Origin of the sequence: Nocardioides sp. (assembly GCF_025964975.1) — a bacterium.
Classification (GTDB): Bacteria; Actinomycetota; Actinomycetes; order Propionibacteriales; family Nocardioidaceae; genus Nocardioides.
This window is the reverse complement of sequence record NZ_JAOPXV010000234.1, coordinates 1-14,625: the sequence shown is the minus strand read 5'-3', so window position 1 is coordinate 14,625 and position 14,625 is coordinate 1. Positions and strand designations below refer to the sequence as shown.

The window sequence follows — 14,625 nt, the reverse complement described above, 5'->3', positions numbered from 1 at the left end:
GGCTGCACGGCTACCTCGACGACGTCCCACCAGCAGAGTTCGAGGAGACGTTCTACGCTACGAAACGGACCGACCAACCCTTGGTCGGAATCCAATAGCCCGAGCCTCCATCAGACCCAGGGCGATTTAGGGAACGGCTCGGCGTGGTTCCGAGCGAGTGCCTCCGCACTGACGGGCACGTCCTGGCCGTCGGCACCGACACGCGGAAATGGGTTCAATGTGAGAGCTCACCACACGTAAGAGAGTCGTCAGGCGTCCGTCGCTAGCTGGTTGATCATCAGCGGACCCGGAGCCACCCGATCTCTGCGACCTGGCCTTCGGGGTACGTCGCCTCCCGGGTGAGGGCACGCTAGCGGCCCTCTAACCCTAGTTGCGCGAGCCACCCGACCTCGCCACTGCCATACCTCGCGACGGCACCGTTTTGCACCTCGACCCAGGGCGTGTCCGTCATCGACTGCCCGAGGAGGTGCGCGAGCGCGGAGCGGATCGCGTCGCCGTGGCTGATCAGCACCGTGGGAGTCCCAGGAGCGAGGTCCGCCAGGACTGCGGCCAGGCGGCGGCGCACCTGCCCGACCGACTCACCACCCGCCAGCGGCAGCTCGGGGTCCGACCAGTCGTGCAGCTCGGCCCGCGCCCACGAGTCCTCGTAGCTGCGACCCTCCAGTTCCCCGAGGTGTTGCTCGCGGAGGCGGGCGTCCAGCTCGGGGACGAGCCCGATCCTCTCTCCCACGATCTGGGCGGTCTCGACGGCCCGAACCAGATCACTGGTGACAAGGCGAGGAGCGGGCAGGCCGAGCCGCGCCAGGTCTGCCGCGATCGCGTCGGCGGCGCCGGCGGCCTGCTCGCGGCCGATTGCGGTCAACCGGGGATGCTTCGTCTGTCCTTGGGTCAGACGCCGGACGTTCCACTCCGACTCGCCGTGCCTGACGAGGTAGACCGACGGGTGCACGGGTCACAGTCTCCACTACGCTGACGGTGCCCATGGTGCAGGAACCCGGTGCGACTCCGGGGCGGTTCCGCCACTGTGACACCCCAACCCTCGCGGTCGGGTGCAGCCAGACACTGGCCACGGGTATCCCACCGATAGACGGGGCGAGAACCCCGGAGGAGGAACGCCCGCTGTGCGCATCGCTCTGCTCTCGACTTCCGACACTGATCTGCTCAGCGCTCGGGCCTCCGGCGCCGACTACGTGTTGGCCAACCCCGCCCGACCGGGTCACCAGTCGATGGCTGAGGTGATCGAGGGCTGCGACCTGGTCGTCGGTCGGTTGCTCGGCTCGCCGCAGGACCTGTGCTCCGGCTTCATTCGGATCGCCGCGACCGGGATGCCCGTTGTGGTCCTCGGCGGTGAGCAGCAGCCCAGCGCCGAGCTGATGGAGCGCTCGTCGGTGCCGATCGGGATCGCCGCCGAAGCTCATCGCTATCTTGCCGAGGGCGGTCCGGAGAACCTGCGCCAGCTGCACGCCTTCCTCTCCGACACGATCCTGCTGACCGGCGAGGGGTTCGACCCGCCCGCCGTGCTCCCCATGTGGGGGTACGCCGCCCGGCCAGTCGGCGACGCGTCGCTCCCGCGGATCGGAGTGCTCTACTACCGAGCCCACGAGGCGAGCGGCAACACCGCCTTCGCGCATGCCCTGGCCGATGCCGTCGACGCCACCGGTCAGGCCGTCGGCATACCCATCTTCGCGGGGTCCCTCCGTGCCGCACCCGATGAGCTCTACACCGAGCTCGGCACCCTCGACGCCCTTGTGGTGACCGTCCTGGCGGCCGGCGGCAGCGTGCCGTCGACCGCGAGCGCGGGCGGCGACGACGAGGCCTGGGACGTTGCGCGGATGGCGGCCCTGGACATACCGGTGCTCCAGGGGCTCTGCCTGACGGGCAGTCGGGCCGACTGGGAGGCTTCCGACGACGGCGTCAGCCCGCTCGACTGCGCGACCCAGATCGCGATCCCAGAGTTCGACGGCCGGATCATCACCGCGCCTTTCTCCTTCAAAGAGATCGACGCCGACGGCCTCCCCCACTACGTCGCCGACCCTGAGCGCTGCGCGCGCGTTGCCGGCATCGCGGTCAGGCACGCCCGGTTGCGGTCGGTGCCCAACGCCGAGAAGAAGCTCGCGCTGGTGCTGTCCGCCTATCCCACCAAGCACTCCCGCATCGGCAATGCCGTCGGCCTCGACACTCCCGTCTCGGCGATCCGGCTGCTTCGACGCTTGCGTGACGCCGGCTACGACCTCGGCAGTGACAACCGGGTGCTCGAAATCCTCGACGGGACCGGCACCGACACTGAGGCAGGCGACGCGCTCATCCACGCGCTGATCTCGGCCGGCGGCCAGGACGAGGAGTGGCTGACGTCAGGTCAGCTGACCGACGCCCACGTGCGGATCAGCGCTGCGGCGTACGACGCCTGGACCCAAGGCCTGCCGGCCGACCTGCGTGACGCGATGGTTGACGCCTGGGGGCCGGCGCCCGGCAGCCTCTTCGTCAACGACGACGGCGAGCTGGTGCTCTCGACCCTGCAGGCCGGCAACGTGGTGCTGCTGATCCAGCCGCCCCGCGGCTTCGGGGAGAATCCCGTCGCGATCTACCACGATCCCGACCTCGCACCGAGCCACCACTACGTCGGTGCCTACCGCTGGCTGGGGAGCACCGTCGACGACGGCGGCTTCGGTGCCGACGCGGTCGTCCACCTCGGCAAGCACGGTTCGCTGGAGTGGCTGCCTGGCAAGAACGCGGCCCTCTCGGCCTCGTGCGGCACCGACGCCGCCCTGGGCAACCTGCCGCTGATCTACCCGTTCCTCGTCAACGACCCGGGCGAGGGCGCGCAAGCCAAGCGCCGCGCCCACGCCACGATCGTCGACCACCTCGTGCCACCGATGGCCAGGGCCGAGGCGTACGGCGACATCGCCCGTCTCGAGCAGCTGCTGGACGAGTACGCCAACATCGCGGCGATGGACCCGGCCAAGCTGCCAGCCGTCCGGGGCGAGATCTGGACCCTCATGCAGGCGGCCCAGCTCCACCGGGACCTCGGCCTCGAGGAGCGACCCGACGACGAGGACTTCGACAACTTCATTCTCCACGTCGACGGCTGGCTCTGCGAGATTAAGGACGCCCAGATCCGCGACGGCCTGCACATCCTCGGCGAAGCACCCGTGGGCGAGGCCCGGGTCAACCTGGTGCTCGCGATCCTGCGCGCCTCCCAGGTGTGGGGCGGGGTCGGCAACGCGGTCCCGGGCCTTCGTTCGGCCCTCGGCCTCATCGACGTGCAGCAGGCCACCTCGGCAGACGTCGACGTCTTCGAGGCGCAGGCGCGTGGCCTGGTGGAGCAGATGGAGAAGTCGGGCTGGGACCCGGCTGCTGCCCTCGACGTGCACGAGGACCCCGACGTCCAACGGGTACTCGCCTTCGCGGCGACCGAGGTCGTGCCCCGACTAGCCGGCACGTCCGATGAGCTGACTGCAGTGCTACACGCTCTCAACGGCGGCTTCGTGCCCGCCGGTCCGAGCGGCTCGCCGCTGCGCGGACTGGTCAACGTACTCCCGACCGGGCGCAACTTCTACACCGTGGACCCGCGCGCAGTGCCCTCCCGACTGGCGTGGCAGACCGGTCAGGCGATGGCCGACTCGCTGATCCAGCGCTACCTCGACGAGACCGGCTCCTACCCCGCATCGGTGGGGCTGTCTGTGTGGGGCACTTCCGCGATGCGCACGTCCGGTGACGACATCGCCGAGGTGCTCGCCCTCCTCGGCGTACGCCCCGAGTGGGACGCCGAGTCGCGGCGGGTGCGTGATCTGGTCGTCGTGCCCCTCGCCGAGCTCGGTCGGCCGCGCATCGACGTCACGGTGCGGATCTCGGGGTTCTTCCGGGACGCCTTCCCGCACGTGGTGGCGATGCTCGACGACGCCGTGCGGATGGTGGCCGAGCTCGACGAGCCGGACGAGGACAACTACGTCCGTGCCCACGCCCGCGCTGACCTGGCGGAGCACGGTGACGAGCGCCGCGCCACGACGCGCATCTTCGGGTCCAAGCCCGGGTCCTACGGCGCCGGCATCCTGCAGGTCGTGGAGTCGGGTTCGTGGCGCGACGACAGGGACCTGGCGGAGGTGTACACGGCCTGGGGCGGCTTCGCCTACGGTCGCGACCTCGACGGTGCACCGGCTGCCGACGACATGCGCGCCAACTACCGGCGGATCAAGGTGGCGGCCAAGAACGTCGACAGCGCGGAGCACGACATCGCCGACTCCGACGACTACTTCCAGTACCACGGCGGCATGATCGCGACGGTGCGTGCGCTCACCGGTACAAACCCCAAGGCCTATGTCGGCGACTCGACCTCGCCCGACGCCGTCCGTACCCGCACCCTGGCCGAGGAGACCGCCCGGGTTTTCCGCTCCCGCGTGGTCAACCCGCGGTGGATCGCGGCGATGCAGCGACACGGCTACAAGGGTGCCTTCGAGCTGGCCGCAACCGTCGACTACCTCTTCGGCTTCGACGCCACCGCGGGGGTCGTGCACGACTGGATGTACGAGAAGTTGGCGAGTGAATACGTCCTCGACGAGACCAACCAGGCCTTCCTGCGCACCTCCAACCCGTGGGCGCTGCGCGGCATCGTCGAGCGCCTGCACGAAGCCGCCGAACGTGGACTGTGGGCGGAGCCGGACCCGGGCGTGATGGCGGCCATGCAGCAGGTATACCTCGAGGTCGAGGGTGACATCGAGGATCGTGAGTGACAGGCCGCAGCAGGGTCAGGATATTGGGTATCGGGATGGGCCCGCAGCACGTGACGCCCGAGGTGGCTGACGTCCTTCGGGCGTGTGACTACGTCGTGGCTGCGGACAAAGGGGACAACGACGGCCTGCTCGCCGCCCGGCGGGTCGTCGCTGGGGCGTACGGCGTGGAGCTCGTCGCCGTCGCGGACCCGGAGCGGGACCGCTCGGACGGGGTCGACTACCCCGCCGCGGTGCGCGAGTGGCACGCGGCCCGCGTTGCGGCATACGAGACAGTGCTGCGCGAGCGCGGTGGTGAGGCAGCCTTCCTCGTGTGGGGCGACCCGTCGCTCTACGACTCGACCCTCCGCATCGTCGAGGAGCTCGCGACGCGGCTCCCCCTCGACTACGACGTGCTCCCCGGCATCAGCGCACCGCAGCTGCTCGCTGCACGGCACCGCATCGTGCTCCACCCTGTGGGTGCGCCCGTGCACATCACCACCGCGCGGCGGCTGCGCGACGACGTCTCGGCAGGACAGACCAACCTCCTGGTCATGCTGACCTCGTCCCTCGACCTCGCCGGGCTCGAGGACTGGACGATCTGGTGGGGCGCCAATCTCGGCACCCCCTCGGAGGAGCTCGTCGCCGGCCGCGTGGGCGAGGTGCTCGGCGAGCTCGGCGCTGCCCGCGCCCGGGCGAAGGAGTCAGCCGGCTGGGTGATGGACGTCCACCTGCTACGAGCACCGGCATGAGCACCCCATGACCGGACTGCTGGTGGCGGGGACCACTTCGGATGCCGGCAAGAGCGTGGTGGCCACCGGCCTGTGCCGGGCCTTCGCTCGCCGCGGGGTCAGCGTGGCGCCGTACAAGGCGCAGAACATGTCGAACAACTCGATGGTCTGCGTCGCGGCGGACGGCACTGCGTCCGAGATCGGGCGCGCCCAGTGGGTGCAAGCGCTCGCGGCTCGGGTGACGCCCGAGCCAGCGATGAACCCGGTGCTTCTCAAGCCCGGCTCCGACCGCCGAAGCCATGTCGTGCTGATGGGGCACCCGGCGGGCGTCGTCTCCTCGTGCGACTGGGAATCCGGGCGACGGCACTTGGCGCGGGCCGCGCACGCGGCGTACGACGACCTGTCGGCGCGCTTCGAGGTCGTCGTCGCGGAGGGAGCCGGCAGCCCGGCTGAGATCAACCTCCGCGCCGGGGACTACGTCAACATGGGGCTCGCCAGACATGCCGGGCTGCCCACCGTCGTCGTTGGCGACATCGACCGCGGGGGTGTCTTTGCGTCGATGTTCGGGACCGTGGCACTGCTGTCCGCGGCCGATCAGCAGCTGATCGCCGGGTTTGTCGTCAACAAGTTCCGCGGCGACGTCGACCTGCTGTCGCCGGGACTGGACTCGCTGGAGAGGCTCACCGGTCGACCCGTCTTCGGCGTGCTGCCCTGGGACCCCTCGCTGTGGCTCGACTCGGAGGACGCCCTCGACCTCGACGGCCGGCGGGGAGTCCACGGCGGCGCGCGCAAGGTGGCCGTGGTGAGGCTGCCCCGGATCAGCAACTTCACCGACCTTGACGCCCTTGGGCTCGAACCTGGCCTCGACGTGGTCTTCGCTGCGAGCCCACGCGACCTCGCCGATGCCGACCTGCTCGTCCTGCCGGGCACGCGGGCGACCATCAGCGACCTCGCGTGGCTGCGCTCCCGCAGGCTGGACCGCGCGATCGTCGAGCACGCGAAGCGCGGTCGACCTGTGCTCGGCATCTGCGGCGGCTTCCAGATGCTGGGTCGTCGTATCGCCGACCCGCACGGGGTCGAGGGCGAGCCGGGCGTCTCGGTCGACGGGCTCGGCCTGTTGGATGTCAGCACCGAGTTCGCGGTCGACAAGATCCTGCGTCTTCCGGTCGGGGAGGCGCTGGGCGCACCCGCGTCCGGCTACGAGATCCACCACGGCCGCCCCACCGTCGGTTCAGGGGAGTCGTTCCTCGGGGGCGCCCGGGCTGAGGCTGTGTTTGGAACCATGTGGCACGGCAGCCTGGAGGGCGATGGGTTTCGTCGCGCTTTCCTCTCCTCGGCGCTCGGGCTGGCACCTTCGTCGGTGTCCTTCCCTGAAGCGCGCGAGCGTCGGCTCGACCTGCTGGGCGACCTCGTGGAGGAGCACCTCGACGTCGATGCCCTGCTCGAGCTCTCCCGCGAGGGCGCGCCTTCGGCTCTCCCGGTCCTGCCTCCCGGAGGTGCGTCGTGAGGCTGCTCCTGCTCGGTGGCACCAGCGAGGCACGCGAGCTCGCCGCCCATCTGGTCGATGCGGGCATGGATGTCACCTCGTCGCTGGCCGGCCGCGTGGCCCGGCCCCGGCTTCCTGTCGGCAAGGTGCGGATCGGTGGCTTCGGCGGTGTCACCGGTCTGCGGGCCGAACTGGCCGACTACGACGCGGTGATCGACGCCACCCATCCCTTCGCGCTCGGCATGACCACCAACGCGGCCGCCGCGTGCGCGGACCTCCCCCTCCTGCGGCTCGAACGGCCGGGGTGGCCGCCGGACCCGGCGTGGCACTACGTCGAAACGCATGCACAGGCAGCGTCGACGGCCGCGGCCCTGGGTGGCCGTCCCTTCCTCACCGTCGGGCGGCAGCAGCTCGCGCGCTTCGTTCCTGCGCTGGGCACCCTGCCGGTGCTGGCGCGCGTGGTCGACGTACCCGACCTCGACCTGCCCCCGCCCTGGGAGCTGGTCACCTCGCGAGGGCCCTACACGCTCTCCTCCGAGCTCTCGTTGCTGCGCGAGCACGGCACCGACGTGCTTGTCACCAAGGACTCCGGCGGCACCTACACCTGGCCGAAGCTAGAGGCGTCCGCCGAACTCGGCGTTGCGGTCGTCGTCGTACGCCGCCCACCCGGACCCGACGGAGTCCGCACCGTCCACGACGTCGCAGACGCCGCCGCCTGGGTGAAGGAGCTGGCATGAAGGTCCTCGTCACCGGCGGAGTCCGGTCCGGCAAGTCGCGGCATGCCGAGTCGTTGCTGTCCGACGCGCCGTTCGTCACGTACGTCGCGCCGGGCCCCAGCGCCGACGAGGATCCCGACCCCGACTGGGTCGCGCGGATCGCAGCGCACCAGGCACGCCGGCCCTTGTCGTGGAGAACGATCGAGACGCGCGACCTCGCCCCGGCCCTTCGGCGCGAGGGCCCCCTGCTCGTCGACTGCCTCGGAACCTGGCTGACGGGCGTGCTCGATTCGCGTGAGCTGTGGGACGCGCCTTCCGAGTCGGTCACGCCGGTCGTCCACGAGCTGCTGGAACAAGTCGTCGCCGTCCTTTCCGGGCGCGACGACGTCGTGCTCGTGACGAACGAGGTCGGGCTGGGCGTCGTACCCGCCCACCGGTCCGGCCGTGTCTTCCGCGACCTGCTCGGACTGGTCAACCAGCAGATCGCGACGGCCTGCGACGAGGTGCACCTCGTGATAGCGGGACGGGTGCTCCGGCTGTGAACCTCGTCCTCGTCGGCATGTCCGTCAGCGACGTCGACCGACGCGGCCACCTGGTGGCCGCGGCGCGCGACCGTGGCGCGACCGTCGCGTTCCTGCAGATGGGCGACCCGTCGCTCTCGATCGAACTGACCCGACTGGCCGACGCCGGCGCCGACGTCATCACCTTGGTCGGCGTCAACCTCGGCTCGCTCGCCCCCGCCCACTCGTGGCTGCGCCGGATCGCCGGGCACTGGTTCCGGGACCGAGCCGGGGCCCGACCGACTCTCGACGTCGCCACCCGACTGGTCACCTCGCTCTCCTCGGCCGACCTCGACGCCGCGTTGCGCGACCGCAAGCCGATCTCCGGCACCGAGCCCGGGCTGACCTCGGCCGCCTGGGAGGACGTGACCGGTCACCGCCGCCAGGTGCTCGTCTGCCGCGGGCCGCGCTGTACCGCCCTCGGCGGCGACGAGACGATGCGTGCGCTGGTCCTCGGGATGGTGGCGGCCAGGCTCGACGACAACGACGTGCTGGTCACGCACACCGGCTGCCAGTTCCCGTGCAACCAGGCTCCCGTCGTCAGCGTCCAGCCCGACGACGTCTGGTACGGCAACGTCGACCCCGCCGCCGCGCGTGCGATCGTCACCGGCCACCTCGTCGGTGGCTCTCCCATCGAGAGCCACCGGCTCCCTCGCTGAAAGATCAGAGGCTGGCGGCGAGTTCACGGCGCTGGGCGACGGCGGTCTCCCGCGCGTACAGCCGCGACACCAGGCCGGTCAGCACCACGCCGAGCACGCCCCACATGGTGGCCAGCGTGAGCATCGAGGAGAGCCTGAAGGACCACAACGTGTCGGCCGGGAAGTCACCCAGCTCGTTGACCGGCGCGAATACCAGGGCGGCCACGACCACGACGAGGAGGTACGCCGCAATACCAGCGATCACACCGCCGTACGTCCCGATCCGCTCACGCAGGCGACAGGCGGCGTACGTCGCAAGGACGGCGACGACGACGGAGAGCAGCAAGAAACTGAAGTAGAGGGCGGTTCGGTGACCGATGGTGTCACCGCTGCCGATGGTCGGGGGGGTGGCGGGGTACTTCAGGAACGGCACGAGAGCCACTGACACGAAGCCGATCAGCGAGATCACGGCTGTCGACTGACCGGGCAGGAACCGGCCGATCCGTCCGAGGGTGCCGGCGGCGACCAGCGCGAGCAGGCCGCCCCACGCGAGACCGATGGTGAGGCTCCCGGTGAGCAGGCCCCAGGTGCGTTGGGTATCACGAGAGACCTTGAAGACCTCCTCATCCCCGGCCTCGTCAGCCGCGGGACTGTGTGCCTCGGGCTCCTCGCCGTGCGAGTGAGAGTCAGCCGCTCCGGCGTCCTCGAGCGCGATGGCGGCCTCGACGTGAGGCTCACCGACCTGGTAGCCGACGAAGAAGGCTGCCAGGCCGGCAAGGAGGCCGGCGAGGAGGCCGCGGACCAGAAATGCACGTGCGTTCATCAAGATTCCGTTCATGGGGTCGCCAAGACCTCACCGGGCGCACTCAAGCGCTCACCGGACAGTGAGAGGAGAGAAGGGGTGCTACTGAAGGATCAGTGGCAGGGGTAGCCGAGCAGGTGACGCCCGTCGTGGACCCACTCGTGGATCGCAGTGCCCGCGGGGATCGAGACAGCGCCCTGGTCGGCGCTCACGAAGAAGATGACCAGCGTTCCCAGCAGTCCGAAGAAGAGCGCCCAAGGGGCGAGCTCCCGGAGCGGGATGGTGGGGAGAGCGGGGGCACCGGCGACCGGTGCCGCAACAGAATGCGACATGTGTCCTCCTCAGGGATACGTGCGTCCCTGGTTGATGGGTTTGGACGACCAATCGGGTCTGACTCCACCGATCAACCCTGAGGCTGAAGCGATGTCACAGTAGCGCGACTGTGCCGGAATTCCACCGGCTTCCTAGTGGTCGTTGGTGCTCACCCTAGCGGACGGCTTGGGCGTGTGAGCAGCCCGCCACGGAGCGAAATCAACACGGATGTCAGGGCCGCCAAAGCTCCTACCCGACGCGCCAGCACAGTGGATCGCACGATGTCGTCGGCCCGGGCATCGCGTCCATCCCCCATCACCGCGCGATCCTCGATCCGGTCGCCGTAGTAGGTGTTGGTGCCGCCCAGCCGGACGCCCAGCGCGCCCGCGAAAGCAGACTCCACCAGTCCACCGTTGGGGCTGGGATGGGCGGCCGCGTCCCGGCGCCACGTCGAGGCTGCGACCTTCGCACGCGGCGGCGCCGCCACCAAGGTGAGGAGGCCGGAGAGACGCGATCCGGGCAGGTTGGCGAGGTCGTCCAGCTTCGCCGAGGCCCACCCATAACTCTGGTATCTAGCATTGCGGTGACCGACCATCGCGTCGAGGGTGTTGACCGCGCGATAGCCGAGGAGTCCCGGAATGCCGCACAGCGCCCCCCACACCAAAGGCGCGACGACGGCGTCGGACGTGTTCTCGGCGACTGACTCGATGACGGCGCGCGAGACCTCCGACTCGTCGAGGAGTGCGGTGTCGCGGCCGACCAGGTGGGTGAGTCGCTGGCGCGCGGCCGGCAGGTCGCCGGCGATCAGATGACCGTGTACGGCGCCCGCCTCCCGTTCGAGGGAACGCCCGCCGAGCACGGCCCACGTCGCGATGGCCGTGGCAACGACCCGCGGCGGGCCTCGTCGCTCGAGCACCACCCCGAACGCGACCGCGCCACCGACGAGGAGCGCGGTGTGCGCGACGCCGTGCGTCCGCGAGTCGGCGTACAGGACGCGCTCGACCGCTGCCGCCGTGGTGCCGAAGCCAGCGACGGGGTGGAAACGTCTCGGGTCACCAAGCATTCGGTCGGCGGTGTAGCCGAGCAGGAGACCGACAGCGCGGGACTTCATGTGAGCGCCACCAGGATCGCGGCGAGCGCGACCTCGATGCTCGCGCCGAACACGTCGCCGGTGACGCCGCCGAAGCGACGGGTTGTTCGCGCGACTACAGCGAGAACTGCGGCGAGCGCGACGAAGGCAGCGAGCGCTCCGCGCCACCACTCGAGACCGGCCCACGCGCCGGTGACTGCAAGGACGACCGCGGAGAGGGCCCAGACGGACACGGTCACCGGGACGGGCACGGTCTGGGTGTAGGTGCTCCCGAGCCCGTCCGCCCGGGCTGCCGGGACACCGCGCGCGCAGCAGACCACGAGAGCCGAGCGTGATGCGCACACCGCGACGCCGGCCAGGATCGCGGCCTGCCACCAGTCGGGCAGGGAGAGTAGGCTCGCCAAACCCGCGGCCTGGATCCCTAGCACCAGGACGATCGCCACGACGCCGGCCGGCCCGGACGTGCCGGACTTCATGACGAGCAGCGACCGTTCACGGTCGTAGGAGGCAGCCAGTCCGTCGACGGTGTCCGAGAGCCCGTCTAGGTGGAAGGCACGGTTGCCGAGGGTCACAGCGCCGATCGCGAGCAGCGCGATGACCAGGACAGGAAGCTGCAGCCAGTGACCGGCCAGCGCCACGCAGGTGACCGCGGCACCGAGGGGCAGGACCGCGGCCGGCGCGAGCACCATCGCGGCCGAGGCGCGCCGCCGGTCGACGGTCGTCGGCGGTCGCACCCGGACCGCGGTGAGCGTCCCGACGGCGAGCCGCCAGGCGTCGAGCATCAGGGCACGAGCTCGGACAGCAGCGCCACGTCGCGCAGCAGCGCGGCAGCGCTACGAACCACGGGAACGGCCGCGACCGCGCCCAAGCCCTCGCCGAGACGCAGACCGAGGTCTAGGAGCGGCTCCAGCCCCATCTTCGCCAGCGCGAGCGACTGGGCGGGCTCGGTCGAGCGGTGGCCTGCGGCGTACCACCCGATAGCGCCGGGCTCGATGCGGTCGGCGGTGAACGCGCACGCGACGCTCATCAACCCGTCGAGCAGCACGGGTCGGCCCTCTTGGGCGGCGGCGAGCAGGAAGCCGGTGCTCGCCGCGAGGTCCGCACTGCCGAGCGCGGCAAGCGTCTCGATCGGGTCCCCGGTGCGGGCACCGGCACGGGCCAGCGCGGCGTCGATGACCCCCGACTTGTGAAGCAGCGCCGCGTCGTCGATCCCGGTGCCGCGGCCGACGACCTCGGAGGCGGGCAGGCCGAGGCCGGCGGCGACCATGGCCGCGGCCGGGGTGGTGTTGCCGATACCCATGTCACCGCTGATCAGCAGCTGGGCACCGGCGGAGATCTCCTCGCGCGCGACGGCGGCCCCTGCAGCCAGCGCGGCGCGCGTCTCGTCGAGGGTGAGCGCGTCCTCGAGGTGGATGGCGCCGCTGCCGCGGCGGATCTTGTGCGCCGTCAGCGCCGCCCTGACCCCCTCGTCGAGGTCGTCGAAGTCCTCGTCGACACCGAGGTCGAGCACCCGGACGGCGACGCCGTGGGCCGACGCCAGGGCGCTGACGCCCGCCTTGCCGAACAGGAACGTGCGGACCATCGCGCCGGTGATCGCGGGCGGGAACGCCGACACGCCATGGGCGGCGACCCCATGGTCGCCCGCGAAGATGACGAGCCGGACGTTGTCGACGGGCACGGGCGGCACCTGGCCCTGGCAGGCTGCCACCCACACGGCGAGGTCGCCGAGACGGCCGAGAGCGCCGGGCGGGGTGGCGAGCGAGGCCAGCCGCTTGGTGGCGTGGGTGCGGGCGATATCGGAGGGCGCGGACACGTAGGCCATGGCGGGGTCCTTCACGAGGTGGGCTGGAGGATCTGATCGAGGGCGGAAAGCAGTCGGTGCGTCATGGGCTCGGGTCGCACTGCGATCCGCGCCCAGGTGGAGTCGAGGCCGGGGAACGTGTCCGCACGACGCACGGCGATGCCGGCATCACGCAGGGACAGCCGAGCGCCTCCGAGGCGGGCGAGCACGAACGGGGCCGAGGACGGGACGTGCTCGATACCGCGCTCGGTCAGGCCGGCGACGAGGTGGTCGCGCCAGCGGCCAATCGCGAACGCGCGGTCCCTGGCTTCGTCCGCGGCCCGAGCGGTCGAGCACTCGACGAGGGCTGCCACTGCGGCTCCGGCAACCGACCACGGCGTCTGGACTCGCGCGAGCTGCTCGATCGCGAGTGGGTCGCCGGCGAGGTAGCCCGCCCGGACGCCGGGGATCGACCAGTGCTTGGTGAGGCTGCGGATGACGACGACACCATCGAGTCGTTCGCGGGCGAGCGACTCGACCTCGCCGGGTACGGCGTCCATGAAGGCCTCGTCGACCACGACGAGTCGACCCGGGCGTTGCAGACTCCGGATCAGCGATGCCGGATGGAGGACTCCCGTCGGGTTGGTGGGATTGCCGATCACGATGAGGTCCGCGCCGTCGGGGATCTCCGATGGATCCAGGGTGAGGTCGGGGCGGCACAACACGGTGTCAACGACGTGGCCCGCCTGCTCGAGAGCCGCGTGCGGCTCGGTGAACTGCGGGTGCACCACGACGGGATGCCGCCAGGGCTGGCGGGCGATCAGGGTGAATGCCTCGGCGGCGCCCGCGGTCGGCAACACCTCGACCACAGGCCGGCCGAGGTGCCGCGCCACTGCTGCCCGCGCCGGCGCCGCGTCCGGATAGGAGGTGTCGACGATCGACGCGTGCAGCGCGCGGTCGAGCCAAACCGGTCGCTCCCCCACGTAGACGTTGACCGCGAAGTCGAGGAGCCCGCCACCGGCCTCGGCGTCGCCGTGATGGCGGAGCGGCTCGGCGAGTGGCACGTCGACGACCATCGAGATGTGCGGGGAAGCTTTGTTCGCTGCGTCCGCAAAACGTTGGGCGAGCACCGGGTGCCCTGCCCAGTGCACGTGCAGGTAGGACGCGTGCCACGTGGCGGTCGAGAAACCGGTGGGCACTCCGTCGATCTCCCACGCGTCACCGTCACTGGCGACCGATGTCTTATGGAACTCGTGCCCGGTCACCTGCTCGCCAACCCTGGTGAGCAGCGAGTCGGTGAGCGCCGTCGCGGTCGGGTAGCGGAGTGTCAGCCGGTCGCTCATCTCGGCACTGACCGGGACGACACCAGCCATCTCGACGCCGTCGAGGGTCTCGGTGAGGTAGAGCAGCCCGGCACATTCGGCCACCGTCGGGACGCCGGCTGCAACTGCGGCAGCCAGGTCGTCGATGAGGCTGCGGTTGGCGGCCAGCTCAGCGGCGTACACCTCGGGAAAGCCGCCACCGAGGTAGATCCCCTGCGTGCCCGCGGGCAGTGCGCGGTCCACCAGCGGGTCGAACGCCACAACCTCGCAGCCGGCTGCAGCCAGCAGCTCCTCGGTCTCGGGATAGCGGAAGGTGAAGGCCCGTCCGCCCGCGACCGCGATGACGGGTCCCCCAGGGACCCGGCGCATCTCCCAGGTCGGATCCCACGGCAACGCGTCGAGCTCCGGTGCCGACCGCGCGACCGCCAGCAACCCGTCGAGGTCGAGGTACTTCGCCACTTGCTCGCCGAGCCGCCCGACCAGCG

At 70.8% G+C, this 14,625-nt stretch carries 13 protein-coding genes and 2 riboswitches; of the genes, 6 read left to right on the top strand and 7 right to left on the bottom strand.

Annotated elements, in window-relative coordinates:
• Positions 1 to 349 precede the first annotated feature (349 nt).
• On the bottom strand, positions 350 to 949 hold the full coding sequence (locus JWN68_RS18975; RefSeq protein WP_297741909.1) for a histidine phosphatase family protein: 600 nt from the start codon (positions 947 to 949) through the stop codon (positions 350 to 352).
• Between the two features lie 7 nt (positions 950 to 956).
• Positions 957 to 1,086, top strand: a riboswitch (cobalamin riboswitch).
• A 35-nt stretch (positions 1,087 to 1,121) separates the two neighbouring features.
• Here JWN68_RS18975 and cobN point away from each other — a divergent pair.
• Genes cobN through JWN68_RS18945 form a run of 6 tightly spaced genes read left to right on the top strand, consistent with a single transcriptional unit; the run spans position 1,122 to position 8,855 of the window.
• Positions 1,122 to 4,727 carry a cobaltochelatase subunit CobN gene (gene cobN, locus JWN68_RS18970; protein ID WP_297741907.1) on the top strand — a complete coding sequence of 1,202 codons (3,606 nt, stop codon included), beginning with the start codon at positions 1,122 to 1,124 and terminating at the stop codon, positions 4,725 to 4,727.
• Positions 4,724 to 5,455: a precorrin-6A synthase (deacetylating) gene (gene cobF / locus JWN68_RS18965; RefSeq protein WP_297741905.1), complete on the top strand. Its 732-nt coding sequence runs from the start codon at positions 4,724 to 4,726 to the stop codon at positions 5,453 to 5,455. Before cobN ends, cobF begins: the two co-directional genes overlap by 4 nt.
• Before the next feature lie 7 nt (positions 5,456 to 5,462).
• Entirely contained in the window at positions 5,463 to 6,941 is a 1,479-nt protein-coding gene (locus JWN68_RS18960; protein ID WP_297741903.1) for a cobyric acid synthase, read from the top strand.
• Positions 6,938 to 7,657 carry a cobalt-precorrin-6A reductase gene (locus JWN68_RS18955; protein WP_297741901.1) on the top strand — a complete coding sequence of 240 codons (720 nt, stop codon included), beginning with the start codon at positions 6,938 to 6,940 and terminating at the stop codon, positions 7,655 to 7,657. The genes JWN68_RS18960 and JWN68_RS18955 overlap by 4 nt, the downstream gene beginning before the upstream one ends.
• A complete protein-coding gene (locus JWN68_RS18950; RefSeq protein WP_297741899.1) occupies positions 7,654 to 8,178 on the top strand; it encodes a bifunctional adenosylcobinamide kinase/adenosylcobinamide-phosphate guanylyltransferase in 525 nt (174 codons plus the stop codon). Before JWN68_RS18955 ends, JWN68_RS18950 begins: the two co-directional genes overlap by 4 nt.
• Positions 8,175 to 8,855: a (2Fe-2S) ferredoxin domain-containing protein gene (locus JWN68_RS18945; RefSeq protein WP_297741897.1), complete on the top strand. Its 681-nt coding sequence runs from the start codon at positions 8,175 to 8,177 to the stop codon at positions 8,853 to 8,855. Before JWN68_RS18950 ends, JWN68_RS18945 begins: the two co-directional genes overlap by 4 nt.
• Before the next feature lie 4 nt (positions 8,856 to 8,859).
• Here JWN68_RS18945 and JWN68_RS18940 read toward each other — a convergent pair whose 3' ends face one another.
• From JWN68_RS18940 to cobC, 6 genes are all read right to left on the bottom strand, one after another.
• The gene (locus JWN68_RS18940; protein WP_297741895.1) at positions 8,860 to 9,657 is read right to left on the bottom strand and encodes a CbtA family protein; all 798 of its coding nucleotides are present in this window, start codon (positions 9,655 to 9,657) and stop codon (positions 8,860 to 8,862) included.
• A gap of 92 nt (positions 9,658 to 9,749) precedes the next feature.
• Positions 9,750 to 9,968: a CbtB-domain containing protein gene (locus tag JWN68_RS18935; RefSeq protein WP_297741893.1), complete on the bottom strand. Its 219-nt coding sequence runs from the start codon at positions 9,966 to 9,968 to the stop codon at positions 9,750 to 9,752.
• 33 nt (positions 9,969 to 10,001) lie between these two features.
• A riboswitch (cobalamin riboswitch) is annotated at positions 10,002 to 10,153 on the bottom strand.
• Positions 10,118 to 11,059, bottom strand: a complete 942-nt coding sequence (locus JWN68_RS18930; protein ID WP_297741891.1) for a cobalamin biosynthesis protein — start codon at positions 11,057 to 11,059, stop codon at positions 10,118 to 10,120. (Overlaps the previous riboswitch by 36 nt.)
• Positions 11,056 to 11,820 carry an adenosylcobinamide-GDP ribazoletransferase gene (locus JWN68_RS18925; RefSeq protein WP_297741889.1) on the bottom strand — a complete coding sequence of 255 codons (765 nt, stop codon included), beginning with the start codon at positions 11,818 to 11,820 and terminating at the stop codon, positions 11,056 to 11,058. Before JWN68_RS18925 ends, JWN68_RS18930 begins: the two co-directional genes overlap by 4 nt.
• On the bottom strand, positions 11,820 to 12,860 hold the full coding sequence (gene cobT / locus JWN68_RS18920; protein ID WP_297741887.1) for a nicotinate-nucleotide--dimethylbenzimidazole phosphoribosyltransferase: 1,041 nt from the start codon (positions 12,858 to 12,860) through the stop codon (positions 11,820 to 11,822). Before cobT ends, JWN68_RS18925 begins: the two co-directional genes overlap by 1 nt.
• An 11-nt stretch (positions 12,861 to 12,871) precedes the next feature.
• Positions 12,872 to 14,625 (bottom strand): Rv2231c family pyridoxal phosphate-dependent protein CobC (cobC, locus tag JWN68_RS18915; RefSeq protein WP_297741885.1); only part of this gene is annotated, 1,754 nt, incomplete at its 5' end.